General features: G+C 40.6%; 8 protein-coding genes. 5 read left to right on the top strand and 3 right to left on the bottom strand.

The genetic code is table 11. From position 1 onward, the window contains the following. The first annotated feature begins 4 nt into the window (after nucleotides 1–4). A complete protein-coding gene (locus ACRRSQ_RS10305; RefSeq protein WP_440875648.1) occupies nucleotides 5–961 on the top strand; it encodes a sialate O-acetylesterase in 957 nt (318 codons plus the stop codon). A gap of 185 nt (nucleotides 962–1,146) precedes the next feature. Then, the gene (locus ACRRSQ_RS10310) at nucleotides 1,147–1,749 is read left to right on the top strand and encodes a glutathione S-transferase N-terminal domain-containing protein (RefSeq protein WP_440875649.1); all 603 of its coding nucleotides are present in this window, start codon (nucleotides 1,147–1,149) and stop codon (nucleotides 1,747–1,749) included. A gap of 93 nt (nucleotides 1,750–1,842) precedes the next feature. Here ACRRSQ_RS10310 and ACRRSQ_RS10315 read toward each other — a convergent pair whose 3' ends face one another. After that, nucleotides 1,843–3,795 carry a sulfatase family protein gene (locus ACRRSQ_RS10315; RefSeq protein WP_440875650.1) on the bottom strand — a complete coding sequence of 651 codons (1,953 nt, stop codon included), beginning with the start codon at nucleotides 3,793–3,795 and terminating at the stop codon, nucleotides 1,843–1,845. 349 nt (nucleotides 3,796–4,144) lie between these two features. On the opposite strand from ACRRSQ_RS10315, the gene ACRRSQ_RS10320 reads away from it, so the two are divergent. The 3 genes from ACRRSQ_RS10320 to ACRRSQ_RS10330 all read left to right on the top strand — a co-directional run bounded on the left by ACRRSQ_RS10320 (nucleotide 4,145) and on the right by ACRRSQ_RS10330 (nucleotide 10,984). After that, on the top strand, nucleotides 4,145–7,498 hold the full coding sequence (locus ACRRSQ_RS10320) for a hypothetical protein (RefSeq protein ID WP_440875651.1): 3,354 nt from the start codon (nucleotides 4,145–4,147) through the stop codon (nucleotides 7,496–7,498). Then, nucleotides 7,498–8,043: a PEP-CTERM sorting domain-containing protein gene (locus ACRRSQ_RS10325; protein ID WP_440875652.1), complete on the top strand. Its 546-nt coding sequence runs from the start codon at nucleotides 7,498–7,500 to the stop codon at nucleotides 8,041–8,043. The genes ACRRSQ_RS10320 and ACRRSQ_RS10325 overlap by 1 nt, the downstream gene beginning before the upstream one ends. Before the next feature lie 115 nt (nucleotides 8,044–8,158). Then, on the top strand, nucleotides 8,159–10,984 hold the full coding sequence (locus ACRRSQ_RS10330) for a hypothetical protein (protein WP_440875653.1): 2,826 nt from the start codon (nucleotides 8,159–8,161) through the stop codon (nucleotides 10,982–10,984). A 230-nt stretch (nucleotides 10,985–11,214) separates the two neighbouring features. On the opposite strand, the gene ACRRSQ_RS10335 is transcribed toward ACRRSQ_RS10330, so the two are convergent. Both ACRRSQ_RS10335 and ACRRSQ_RS10340 read right to left on the bottom strand, forming a co-directional pair. Beyond that, nucleotides 11,215–11,583: an STAS/SEC14 domain-containing protein gene (locus tag ACRRSQ_RS10335; protein ID WP_440875654.1), complete on the bottom strand. Its 369-nt coding sequence runs from the start codon at nucleotides 11,581–11,583 to the stop codon at nucleotides 11,215–11,217. 305 nt (nucleotides 11,584–11,888) lie between these two features. Then, nucleotides 11,889–14,582 (bottom strand): hypothetical protein, encoded by a 2,694-nt coding sequence (locus tag ACRRSQ_RS10340; protein ID WP_440875655.1) that lies wholly within the window; start codon nucleotides 14,580–14,582, stop codon nucleotides 11,889–11,891. Nucleotides 14,583–14,586: the final 4 nt, after the last annotated feature.

Below are 14,586 nucleotides of genomic sequence, written 5' to 3' on the forward strand. Positions count from 1 at the left end.
AATTATGCATACTTTATATAGTAGCGACACTAATTCCTATAATGTCATTGCCCAAATAAACGCTAAAACCAGCATCATCAATCTGCTTTTATTGGTATTTATGCTTAGCTGCTTATCGGGCTGCATCGTAGGTTTTAATTCAAAAACTAAACCGCCGATAAATATCGTGTTATTAGCAGGACAATCTAATATGGCTGGTGCGGGTAATTACAATGCGTTATCTGTTGATACCATTAAGCGCATAAAAGCTATTCAAGATCGCGTCACTATCAGTGTGGATAACTCGCCATTACAACCGCTCAGCTATACCTATTCAGACCACCATTTGAAAAAATATGGCTTTGGTGAAACCTTTGGCCCTGAACTTTATATGGCGCTGACTTTGGCAGAGCAAAATCCAAAGCAGCACTACGTATTTATTAAAACCGCGGTAGGAGGCACGTCTTTGCAAGGGGCGTGGAATCCTAATTGGAGCCAAGAAAAAGCCAACACGGCAGAGAAAGGTCATAAACAACAACTAAAATTATTCTCACAGCACATTAACCAAACCAAGCAGGTTTTAGCGCAACTAGAAAAAAACCAACAGCGATATAAAATCAGTGCGCTAGTTTGGTTACAAGGTGAAAACGACGCTGCTCGTGAGCTACGTGCCCGCCATTATCATGATAATTTAACCGCGTTAATTAGCGCTTATCGCCACAAGCTTAAAACGCCAAACTTAACTGTGCTTATTGGTCAGATTAACTCAACCTATGGCAACTTCCCGCAAGGCCCAGCCATGGTGCGTAACGCCCAAAAGCAAGCGGCTGAAACAGACTCAAATGTTTATTTAATTACCACTTCAACCAACAGCACTTGGCAAGACTTTCCTAAACATATCGACAACGTGCATTACAATACTCAAGGGCAAACGCGCTTAGGGAAAGTATTCGCTAATACCCTGATAAATATAACTAAATAGCTTTCGAACGCTAGCTTACTAACGCTAGTTTCAACAATCTGCATCAATCAGTATAAACCGCCATTAGTGCCATTTAGTTTCCTATCTAATGAGGTTATGAGATATTAACCTCAGTTAATCAAAAATTATTAGCCTAGCCGTTTACTTCGTTAGCTAATATAAAGTGATCATAAGGAAACAAGTCAATGGAGTTAACTGTAGGTACCGACTCTACCTGGTCTTTGAGAGTTTGGATATGTTGCCAATTAACACAAGCAAACGTGAGTATTAAGGTTATTGATTTAACTCAGCCAGCGTATAAATCTCGCATACTTAAACATTCACCCACTGGCTTAGTTCCTGCTTTAAATCAGGGTACTTTTACTGTGTATGACTCATTAGCGATTGCTGAATATTTAAATGAGTGCGCTGATGGTGCGCTTTTCCCTAGCTCAAGCTCAGAAAGAGCCTTGGCTCGTAGCTTGTGCGCAGAGTTACACGCTGGCTTTTTAAACCTGAGATCGCAATGCCCGTTTTCCACGGAGCCTGTCTCTCCCCTGTTAACATATAATCGTCAAATTGAGAATGAATTAGCACGTATTCAAGACATTTTTTCAGCAGCTAACTTTCCTTTTATGTTTAGCTGTGCAGGTGTAGTTGATGCATTTTATGCAATTCTGGCATTTAGGTTAAATGCATATGGCATAAAGCTTAAAGGACATGCAGGTCAGTACCAACAAAGTCTATTAGAGTGGACGTATTTAAAACAGGCAATCGCAACAGCGAAAGATTGGAAGAGCATTGACTAAGAGGAAAGATTGACAAAAAAAGCGACATCCTTGTCGCTTTTTTACTGTCTTATAGTGAAATAATTAACACCTAATTGTTTATAATTTTACTATTTATGATTTTAAATAAGTCACCCGCGCTTTAAACCACGTATGAATAGTACGTTGTCGCCAAATTTCTAATGGGTCGGTTAACTCTTTACCCGGTTTTTGCCATGCCTTTCTAAACGGAATATCAAAGGTTTCGCCGTTAACATCATGTAATTGCGTGGCAATATTTAACAGAGCCAATACCTGCGCGGTATCCGTTGTATTAGCAATAACATCAGTTAGTGCTTGTTGTGCTGGCTGAGCATCAAATAAAGCTAAATATTGAATTGCTCGTGCTTGGTTTAATGCATTAGTGTCATTATCTTTTATTTGAGTCAACAAGGCTTTTAATTCAATTGCTTGTTCGCCAAAAGCTAAAGCTGCATTAAGCCCCCAGTATCGTTGCCATTCATTATCAGACAATAATGCCAGTTTCAGTTTATTTTTAGCTAACCCATAATCGAGTAACTGTAGGTTAGCAATTTCAGTTAATTGTGCGATTTCAGCCTGGTGCTGCTGCCCAAATAACACCGGATCATTTTGCGCATGTTTAACCAAATGGTATTCAGGATAGAAACCTAGATCAGGCAATTGCTGTAATTTATCTGTTAACTGCCTGCGCATTGACTCAAGTATTGCTTGATGCGCAGGATCATCAGCTAAATTGTTTGTTTCTAGGCCGTCTAATTCTAAGTTATATAACGCTTCTACCGGCTTAGTTTCAAAAAATGCCGCCTGCTGTGGCGTTAACTTACCTTCATTAAATAAATCACGCCATTGTCTAAACGCCGCTTGTTTGTAACGGTAGTTAGCAAAGAGTCCATCAGGATTAAATGGCAAGTAGTGACGCATGTATTTATATTTGCCCTTTCGTACCGTGCGTACCATGTCGTATTTTTCATCGAAACGATCAGCAAAGGCAAAATGGCTGTCTCGGCTGTTAAGCTTAGCTAAGCTGATGTCTTTACCTAAAAAGGCTTCTCCGTCATGCCCTGCAACTTCCTCTATTCCCGCAAGTTTCAACAAGGTTGGCGCAAAATCTATAAAACTCACAAAGCCATCAACACGGGTTTCTGTTTTTGCTTGTAAGTCGTCATGTAATAAGTGCCTAAAATTTTCGGGCACGCGCACCACTAACGGTGTATTTAAGCCGCGTTCAAAAGCATAGCCTTTACTACCCGGCATTACGCCACCATGATCACCAAAATAAAAAATAAAGGTATCTTCTAATAACCCTTCAGCTTTTAATTTGTCGATTACGACACCGATTTCTTGGTCAACTTTTTCATGTTGATCTAAATACCTTGCATGGGTATAACGAAACAAGGGCGTATCAGGATAAATTGACGCTAAGTCGACAGACGCTGGGTTATTTTTAGTTGGCTTTTTTTCTACATCAGATGCCGGAAAATGTAATTTATGCTCATGGGTCGTGTTCCAACTTTGCATATGGAAAAATGGCTGCCCTTCTTGTCTATCTTGCCAGTCAGCACCTTTTTCAGACTTAAACCAATGGCCTTCTGGCTCAATAAAATTGTAGTCTTCTTTATGATTATTTGTAGTGTGATAGCCTGCCTGAGATAAGTACTCACTTACCGTAGTAATACCTTCTGATAAGGAAATACGTTGATATGGACGATGATATTCCATTGCGAGTCTTGCAGGGTAAGCTCCCAACGCCAAAGTGGTTCGTGCGGTCGAGCAAACAGGAGAGTTTGATAACGCATTATTAAATACCAAACCTTGTTCAGCTAATGCTTCAATATTCGGCATAGCAGCCCCTTTGGGGTTGTAAAGTCTTAAGTATTTTTTTGAATTATCTTCAGAGACTAACCAAACAAAATTTGGTTTTTTAATTGGCTCTACTTTCTTATCTTCAACCAAGGTTTCGGCGTTTTGGCATGCTGATAACACCAATACGCTCACTAGTGATGCTAACTGAGAAGTCGCCTTTTTTACATTGAACGGCTTTATCATTCTTTTTCCTATGCTGGGCAATTACATTTGCACATTGTAAACCAATAAGCGGCTAAACCTTACTAATCATAAGCAAGTAATCTCGCCATTTACAACTTTATAACAGTCGTGCTTTGTTCTGTTTTATTGCATGTATTTATACGATAGAAGCCAACAATACTATAAAAAAAACAAAAAGGAAAACGTTTGACCTTTTTATTTCGTTATTCTAACATCGCCAAGCTGAATGATTTTTAAACACTTAAAATACTGTTGTGATAAACCAATAAAAATCATAAGAAACAAGCAATAAAAAAAAGAATAACCATAAACAAAAAAACCTTACAAACAAAGGCGGGGATTGAACAATATGTATAAAAAACTTACTGCAATTGCGATAGCCATTGGTATTAATACCAGTGCAGCAGCTAATTTTAATACCGACGGAAATGGTATTAGAAACATTATCACTGCGACAAATAACGAGGAAAACGTTCTCTTTATTTCTGAGTTAGATGGTGCAGTAGCCAGTTATACGCTTGATGGTGAAAAACGCTGGAGTAACCAAACCGATCAGCAAGCAGTCCTCTTTGAAATTGAAGCGGCTGATATCACTGGTGACGGTAATGACGATTTAGTTGGCGCGAGCGCTGACGGCCATATTTATTTGTGGAATAGCGATGGTGAACTTATCTGGAAAACAGCGCCTGCTAACAAAGTGCGCTTTTCAGAAATCGCCGTTGTTAATGTCAATGGCGAAAAACGTATTTATGCTGGCGGTAATGACTATAAGCTTTATGAAATAGATAAAAACGGCAACATTTTATCAGCGACCGAAGTCGGCGGCGTTATTCGTAAAATGGAAACAGGTGATTTTCTTGAAGACGGCACCGACAGTATATTTGTATGGACCTTTGCGCACGATAAATACAACTGGAAATTTTTTGGTATTTTTGATCCTAAAACCAATTCGGTGGTGCAAGACAATAGCCAAAAAGCCAAAACATTAACGCCGTTAAAAAGCTTTATGCCAACCAGTTTTGATATTGCCGATATTAATGGCGACGGTTTAGACGATGTCCTCGCTTTTGGCGTAGGTAAACAGCAAGGCGGTGGCGGCTTTGTTGCTGTTGATGGCCAAGCAAACTTACTGGCCAGTTATGCGGTGCCAAAAACCGACAAGCAACGATATGCGCATATTCAAGGCACCTCGTTACTTCCCGTAACCAATGAAGTGGTGATGCAATTTGGCGGTTATCTTTATCGATTAGATGCCAACGGCAATTTACTCGAAAAATCAGGCAGTCGTTATGGTGAAGAAATTTATCACAGCTTAACAACCTTACCACAAGAGAGTTTATTGATTGGCGCAGGTCAAGTTGGTGGTGGCAATGGCGTATACAAATACGACTTAACCGAGTCAGACTATTTACAAACTCAACATTCATTGCAAGGGCGAATGGCTGAAGTAGAAAGCAACATTAACCAGCTATATCAACAAGCATTAACGTTTGAATTACCCAGTTATCAAAGCAAAGATGATAAACCTTGGGTAATGATAGGGCCAGAAGCCAATAACGATGTACAAAGCTTAACGGGTTCAGAAGTGTTGTATATCAGCCAACAAACTTGGTATGAAAATACCGACCGAAGCGATTTAATTGCCGCCATTGGGCCTGAAGCTGACAACCGAGATTCTCGCGGTAAATACACAAAAACCAGAGCTGAACTTGTTGAAGAAGCTAAAGCGCTTGAAGCGGCAGGCACACCTTTTACACTTTGGGCCGGACATGGAAACGATCCTTTTTACCTACATATAGAAACCCTCGAAGAAATATTAAAAGTCGCGCCAAGTACTTGTTACGGTTTTACTTATGCTGAAATGCATAATCCAGAAGATAAACGTTATCAATACTTTGCAGAAAACTATGTACCACGTTTAGCCGCTGCGATCAGAGAACACGCTCCACAAGCTAAACTCTATTTTCGCTACAAAAATATTTTTTGGGGTGGTAGCTCGCACGTTTACCCGTGGAAAGAGATGTTCTACTCTGGAAAATACGCCGATATTTTAGTGCCCGCCTCAGAAGATACCTCTTCTCGTACCCAAGATATTAACTTAACGGGTCGCATTGGTATGTTTGCCTCAGGCGCCGTTGATGATTTTGCCGCCCGCTTAGTTGACGATAACCCGGCAACATGGCGTCCATTGTCTCCGGGCGGACAGCGCAGCGTTTCACCGTACTTACGCCAAGCCGCCATGATGATGACCCACGGTTCACGTACCGGATTACTGTTCGACATAAAATATTTTGAACAACCTGGCTTTAACGCCCTATACGCGTTAATGGCTTCAGGTGCGTTGCCACAAGTAAAACGCGAAAATATGTTGTCGATTGGTTCGTGGTTACTGACTGAAAATGTTGACGTGCATTTAACAGAAAGCATTGAAGATCATCATAATATGCTGCAATACGATGAACAGGCCGGCGATGCTATATTTTCATATGGTCAAAACAATTGGACCGGCACCGACCTACCCGAACATGACTATTCTAAGCTCGCTTTAGGGGTTAATTACCGCTGGGCAAATTACATTCCTGAACTGCCACACGGCATGGTGCCAATTATGACCTCAGAATTTGCCAACACTTTAGCTGAACAAGGTGTGCCTTATGTGGTTACGGATTTAAAACAAGGCATAGTCGATGGTGTAAAAATCCCTGCTAAAGACTTCGCTGCAACATTTTCTGCCACAGTAACGGCAGGTGAAAGCCGATTACCCGTCGTGGTTAAAGGCGCAGCTTGGTCAGCCATCAAAATCGACAGCACTCATATTCGTTTAGTGCTAATGGACCAAGGTTATTTAGATCCGCAGCAGCGACAAGCACAAGTCAACTTTCAAGGTATCGAGGTAAATAAAGTCACCGATATTTTAAGCAAAGAAGTGTTATCTCACAGTGGCACTGACATGCAAATAGAAGTGCCTGCCGGTTCAATACGTTTAGTTGATATTGAATTAGCAACACCATTGTCAGAATCAAATAACAATGAGACAGAGACCGACGACGGCTCTGATGGTAATACGCCCTGCGACGCCGGAGCCGATAACTCCGGAGCCAATCAGTCAACAACAAGCGAGTGCGGGAACGACATCCTTGACAGTGATGGTGATGGCGTTGCTGATGAGCTTGATGCGTTTCCTAGTGATCCAACGGAAACGGTAGATACAGATAATGACGGCATCGGCAATAACGCCGATCCTGACGATGACAATGATGGTCGAAAAGACGAACTTGACGCCTTTCCACTAGACCCAACTGAAAAGTTTGATTTTGATGGCGACGGTATTGGCAATAAAGCCGACAACGATGACGACAACGACGGCGTACTCGATAAAGACGACGCTTTTAAATTTGACGCAAGTGAATGGTTAGACACCGATGGCGACGGCATTGGCAACAATGCCGATACGGATGACGATAACGACGGCGTATTAGACAGCCAAGACTTAAGAGTACTTGATACTAGCACCGGCTTATTAGGCGATTTAGATCTTGATTTAGATATCGACGCAATGGATATTCGCGCCTTTAATGCTGCGTTGCGAGCAGGCACAGAACTATTACCTGAATACGACTTAAATGGTGACGGCACAATAAGCAGGCTCGATGTTAGAAGCTTAACAAAATTATGTACCTACAACCGCTGCGGAGTGAAATAATGAAACACCTTGTTAAAAAATTAGCCCTTATTGCGACATTGGCTTGGTTACCCAACCTTGCCTTTGGCGCGTTAATTACCACAGACTTTGATCAAGCCAGTTATGATGAAAATGACACTGTGCTTGTTGATATTGTTATTAATAATGCCAATACAGAAATGTCGTGGTTAGACTTTGACATTAATTTTGACGACACCTTGTTTATGATCGAGCAATTTAACTTTAGCCAAAGTGTTTTTAACAACAGTTATTACGCCGACGCTTATGACTTTTGGGGCGCAGCACCACTGACCGTTAGTGTTGAATTTATTGAGGGTTGGTATCACAACTTAGGTGGCTCTTTTGTACTTGGTCAAGCCAGCTTTTATTCCTTAGCAGATAGCCAAGCTTATGCATCACTTGGCTATTTAGCGGTAACCGATGCCTTGGGTAATACCATTCCAAGCCAAGGGGTTCAAACCGTGCCAGAGCCCATGACCATTAGCCTAATTCTAATCGGCCTGCTTATTATATTGGGTAGAAAAAAACTCGCTAACACGGTTTAACTGATAAGCGCATCATTACCACTTAAAGCAAGCTTTAAGTGGTAATATGGTTTTATCTCACTGTAGCAAATGTTTAAAACACGTCACCGATAAATTATTTAAATAAAGAGACAAAATGCTAGTTAACATTATAAAACTATCGGGTTATTTGGCGATAACCTTACTCTGTTTCAGTTCATTCGCGCTTCAAGCATCGCAGAGTTCAAAATCGCAGAGCATCGTAAGTATCGACACCGCTCATACGCTAACGAAAATCAGAGCTGCCAACAATAAGCACAAAACGGTGATTATTAGCTCGAGTTATGAAGGCACTGTACTTGCTCATAATTTAACTGGTGAGCTGTTATGGCAAAACCCGCTGTCAGGTTTTATGAACCATGATATTTGGACTGCAGATATTAATGACGATGGCCTAGATGAGGTGTTGACTGCCAATGCCGATGGTCATATCTACTGCATTGACGCAACAGGGGCATTGTTGTGGAAATTTAAAACCAACGATGCGCCAATGTATTCCGTTACCGTTACTCAAAAAAACAAGCAAGCTTATGTGGTTGCTGGTAGCTTAGATACGAATATTTATACTTTAGATAACCAAGGTAAATTGGTTAATACCCTCCCTTCAAGCAACTATTCATCAACAATACCTTGGGCAAAAAAAGCTAAAAACCTAAGTGAGCGAACGCCACAAAAAGGTAAAGAAATTGCCAATTTTATTCGCCCTATGCTCGATAAAAACGGTAATAATATTGTTGTTGTTCACAGCACTATGAACTCAATGCAATCAAGCGGTACCTTGTACTTTTTCAAACCATTAGCGAGTAAACCTTTTAAAACGGTTAGTTTGAAAAAAAATAAAAGCCCAGTTGGAGATTTACGCATTGCAGATTACGACAACGATGGCCATGACGATGTTTTATTAGGTAGCACTAAAATGAAACATCAAAGCGTCGCTATTTTTAATTTAACAAAAGATAAATTAACTTTACTGCCGTTAGCTAAAATGCATGCTGCTTTTAAGGCATTTGGCTATCGCGTTGCCCAAAGTGAAGTAATAACACACCAAGAAAAGCCAACATTATTAGTATTATATGGCGACGTACTTGGCTTAGTACCAACCTCGTCTATTGAAACGGCAAAAGCGTCAATATACCGCAACAAATACTCTTATAATGATATGTGGAAAATACCTGGCACAGATAAAATTCTTCTGGCCAGCGCCCAAAGTGGCGGTAGTAACTTTCATATTATTGATACCGCGCAGCCGGCCTGGTTACAAGCTTATCAATCATTAGAGCCTACGGGTAAGTTAGCAAAAATGCTCACAAATACCGCAACCTTAAAAGCGCAGGTTGCGGCTTTAGATTATGATAAAAACCAAAAAATCAACCCTGTGTATTTAATGTCTGACTATCGTAAAACGCCAAAAGACATTCAACACAAAGTACATGAAAATTATCAATCACCGGTATTTTTAGGTTATGGCTCATTGCAAAGTGAGCAATGGGACCGTAGTGAAATTGCTAACGAGGTTTATAAAAATAAACGTGATAAACGTCAAAAATATTCACTAACCCAAGCGCAAATATTGAAAAAAGCGCAAGCCTTATATCAAGGTAACTCTGGTGCGTCATACTGGGGCGGACATGGAAATGATCCTTACTTTAGAAGCTTTGATACCCACAAGAAAACCCTCGCGCTCGCCGGTGATAAAAAAACCGTGATGATCTTTCCTGAAATGGCAAAATACGACAAAGACTTTGAGTATGTTTTAGACAGTTTTATCTTTCCGTTAGCCGATGAATTTCAAAAAGCCGATGCCAAAATGTTCCTCAGAAACAAACATACCTTTTGGCAATCGATGGTGTATAAGCCCGGCTGGTCACGTTTAATTTCAGGTGAATATGCTGATGTATTTCTTCCGGCTATGGAAGAAACTACGGATAAATCGATGGATCTAAGCATATCAGCACGCACAGGCTTATGGGCAAGCGGTTCGGTTAATCAATGGGGCACACGCTTTTCACGTGATAATACTAGCTTCGATCGCTTAAGGCAGCATTCTCATCAAAACATACCTAACCTTGCCTTAAGGCAGTTTGTTTACCATCTTGCTAATGGTGCCACCTACATTAACAACTTTGCTTATGCCAATGACTACCTTTATGTTTTATGGGATCTCATAGGTAAGGGTGCCATCTATGTGCCGAAACCTTCACAAATTTTAAGCTATTCGCCGGTGCATTTAAGCATGCTCGCCCCTAACGAGCATTACATTGATGAAGGAAATAACGTTAAATGGCTAAACTTCTTTGATCAAGAAGTAGAAGACAATACAGCTATGGTTTTTAGCCGCCTGAACGGCACATGGCCGGGCGCTCCAGTTAACGAGTGGGACTTTTCAACGTTTGCCTCAGGGGTTAAAGATCGCCGCTTAAACTATTTGCCGCCGCAACCTTATGGCATGGTTTTAATTACACCACCACAAAACGGTGTATTTGCAGCGCCAAAAGTGCATAGAAATGCGCTAAAAGATAACTTGCATCCTATCTATCAAAACATCATGACTGAATATTTTACCGACGGTAAAGACTATTTCTCTGCCGATGGTAAAACAAGCTATTCAGCCAAAACCTTCGCGCCGGCAATAGCAAAAACTATTGAGGAAAAAAGTCAATTATTGCCAATCACTGTTACGGGTAACGCCGCTTGGGTAGTCGCGCAAACAGCGCCTAAAACACTTAGGTTAACACTGATAGACGGCGGTTATATCAACCCTCAATCGGCTAAAGTAAACGTTAAGTTTAATACCGTTAAGCCAACAAAAATAACCGATATCTTAAATAACGAAACCTTTAGCGTGACAGATAATAGCGCTGAAATTCAGATCCCGACCGGCTTATTTAGGTTTATCGATATTGAATTAAGCCATGCGTTATAGAACTTACCGATGTTTTATAAATTCCAAGCCAAGGGGAAACCGTGTCAGAGACTTTGACTATTAGCCTGTTCCTGTTGACGATACTCTTCATCTTGGTTCGCAGCAGATATTGTTAATTTAAACAAAAAAATAGCCACTTTAAGTGGCTATTTTTTTTCCAGAAAATTCATTAACTATTTAAATAATAGCTGACGAATAACTAAAGATAATAGGCTGTTATTATGCTTTAATCAGCCTGCTGATAATGCCCCAACGCTTTTCAACCATGCGCGCGCTTGTTTCATATCATCGCAAAATTTTGTTTCAACATTGGTTAAAACACTGTGACTTTCTTCCATTAGCATTTGCTGAATTGACATACTACAAATCACCGCTTCAAACCGTTGATTATGACTATTGCCCCATTCATTAAGCTTACCAATTTCATCCCACATATCAGGCGTTGCTAGTTCCCACTCGCTCAAATCAACTAAACATGCCCATGGCTTATCATTAATCTGCTCGACAAGTTCTTTATATTCTCTGCAAAGTCTTAATACAGTTTCGATATTCCAAGAGTCGAAACATCTAACGATCAATGTTTGATTGATAATCTCCATTTGAAAAGTGCCATGTTCCTGCACACAAACCACCGCTATATTATTTGAATAAAACTAATTTATACAGGCCTTAACTATCTTGATTAACGCTTAGTTAAAACTAGTAAAAGCTTAGTTAACTACATTCTCGAAAAGCATAATATTGAGCAAAACGATAAAACGACTATAAAGGAAAATGATTAAATATACTAAATTAAAAAAATATTTTATAAAAAAAGCAAAAAAGCCTCTATCGAAATAGAGGCTCAGTCATTATTAACGCTGAATGTCTACAACATAGTCAGCAAAACAAATGAGTTAAAAGCTTAGTAGGCGATATCAATAAAGCGCATCGAACCTGCTGGCACAGTTAATTTAAGCTGTTGCTTTTCTATGTTAAGCGCTTGTTTTGATAAAATATCTACCGCCGTTTTTGCGTGGCGATTTTGAAAACGAATCGTCACATTACGATCTTGAGGTTCAACATAACCTTGGTCGATTAAAACAATGCGAGAGTGATTTTCATCAAGCTTAATCACGCTCCATGCCGCGCCTTCAACAACAATTGGCAGTTTTTTCACCCCTTGGCTAAGGGTATTGTCCATGTGCTTTTTAAAGGTGTTAGCTGCTACTTTTTTACCTGCTACTACACCATGTTTACCATCAGTTAAAAAATACGGTACTTGTGCTTTTTGTAACTGCTTATGGGCTTCACTTGGCGCAATGGGCACCATGCCATTAGGCAGTTCTGGAATGTAATTTAACCAACGGTAATCACCCCCTAGTGCTGCCTTTGAATAGTCATGCTCGGGTAAATTGGTACCTGCCCAATGCATTTGCGCCACTGACATCAGCGCATTGTCGTCGTCACTTTGATAATTAGTTAACTTATGGTGATCATCTATGCTGTGCACTAAGTCTTCGTTGATATCTTCGGTTAACATCCATGAGCTAATTGACTGAATATCTTCTTTTTCAACAATCGGTAGCACCCCAGATTTCATCAGCGCATATAAAATATTCACGCCAGGTTGGTCGGTGTATTGACTGTTAAACAATATGCCCATGCGCGCGCCATAGGCCGCCATCATGGTACCTTGGCGTAAGTAAGGGGAAATACTACGTTGCCCGCCCGGAGAAAATGGACGCCAGCTAGTCGGGTTATCGTCAACTAAGCGCATGGCAAAGTCGTCAACAAAACCGCCGGCAAACATACCGATACGTCCGGTTAAATTAATGTCTTGGGTACGTGAAGAGGTATCTTCTGATGACGGCACGAGAACGTCAGCATATTCTCCTGAGAAAAACATGTCTTTCCACGGCTGCTGATGCGAGCTTGCCGCCCAAAATACATTTTTATAACGGAAATACATTTTTGCTTTGCCATGTTTGCGCATCGCTTTCGCTAAACGCGGTACATATTCATCAATGAAATAAACAACACGCGGATCTTTCGGGTTATACATTTCAGCGTAAATAAAGCCATAGGCGGTATTAGGCGCAACTTCCAATATCGCTTCTAAGGTATCGATATGCATGTAAAACGGGTCGGTTACATGCCCTGCCCATACGACAAAAGGCTGGTTGTTCTTTTCAAAGTCTTTTGCCATGGCAATAATTTGCTTACGGCTTAAATCATATTTGCCACGTTTGTCTTTTTTCAGTGCAACTTTTCCGATTTTTGCCACCATATCGCGGCGGTCCATGTTTTCTTTCCAATTGGTTTGCTTAACAATTTTTAGCTCAGCGCCGTCCAATTTTTGTACCTGTGCATTTGGCAAGGCGCTGGTGATCATCACCCAAGGTTTTTCAGATTTTTGCTGGTAACTTGGTATCTCAAACTTAAGGGCTTGTTGATAAAGGGTTTCAATATTTTGTTCAACATCAGCGAGTCTGCCGGTTAATTTATGCTCCGTCGCTAGCCAGTTTTTATCGGTTAAATCAAAACTGTAAAGTGTATTGCCGCCACCTATTTGGCCGGCAGCAAATAACTTTTTCGCCGCTGGCACTAAGGTAAAGTCGTTGTAAATTAAGCCTTTGTACTTTTCACCAAGGGTTTGAATTAATTTGCCTTTATGGTCAACTAAATAGCGAATACCACCAAATTGAAACATCACTTCATTGCGAACAGGTAATAGTGAGGCGCCGTAGATATGCGCGTAACGCTGTTTGTCTTTTCCACTAATGGTGTAATTTGCCAGTGGATTAAACTGACCATCAAAGGCTGAAAAACTGCCCGTGGAATTGCCAGCGGCTTTTCCGCCACCAAAAAAGAGAATATCATCTAAACCGTCTTGGTTTAAATCAGCAACATCCATGTCAGTCACCATAAAGTTTTTAACCAAGGCTTTAACTTTTTTATCTTGTGTACTGACCTGAGTTAATACGTTTTTACTCACAGGGTCGATAAATCCCATGAATTGCCATTTGTATTTGTCGTGGCCGTAGGTGTGAATAAATAAACTGCTTTGATTTTTTGATAGAAAGTTTCCAGCTTTAATTGTGCGAATCGTGCCATCAAACTTAGTTTTCGAGATAAACTGTCCGTTAGCATTTAGTTCATATAAATATTGATCGTTACCACCGGCGTAAATACGCAGCTCATCTGCCACTTTGGTCACGGTCAGGGCATTAAATCGCACTTTATTTTCAGGGCGGTATTGCCATAACAAAACGCCATTTGATCCCCACGCATAAATATTGCCGTCTGCACTGGCAGCCAGTAAATCATCGTTGTTATCGCCGTCAATATCAGCGGCGTTTATCTCAAATAATACCGCTTTATTATCGGTTTGGTTTTGCCAGAGTTTTTCTCCTGTTAGGCTATAACTTGCGACTGTACCGCTTAATTCACCGGTATATAGCACCGGTTGATTTTTCACCGTTGCGGCCACCGTTTTACGCAAACTATTACCTTCAGTAATTAAAGCCTGAGGTGTGCTATTGCTACTTGCAAAGGCGTTAATACAGGCCATGCTTGTCAGTGCGAATGCACTTAATGTTGTTATTATTTTTTTCATCATC

Source organism: Thalassotalea sp. PLHSN55 (assembly GCF_052030545.1).
Lineage (GTDB): Bacteria > Pseudomonadota > Gammaproteobacteria > Enterobacterales > Alteromonadaceae > CANMXU01.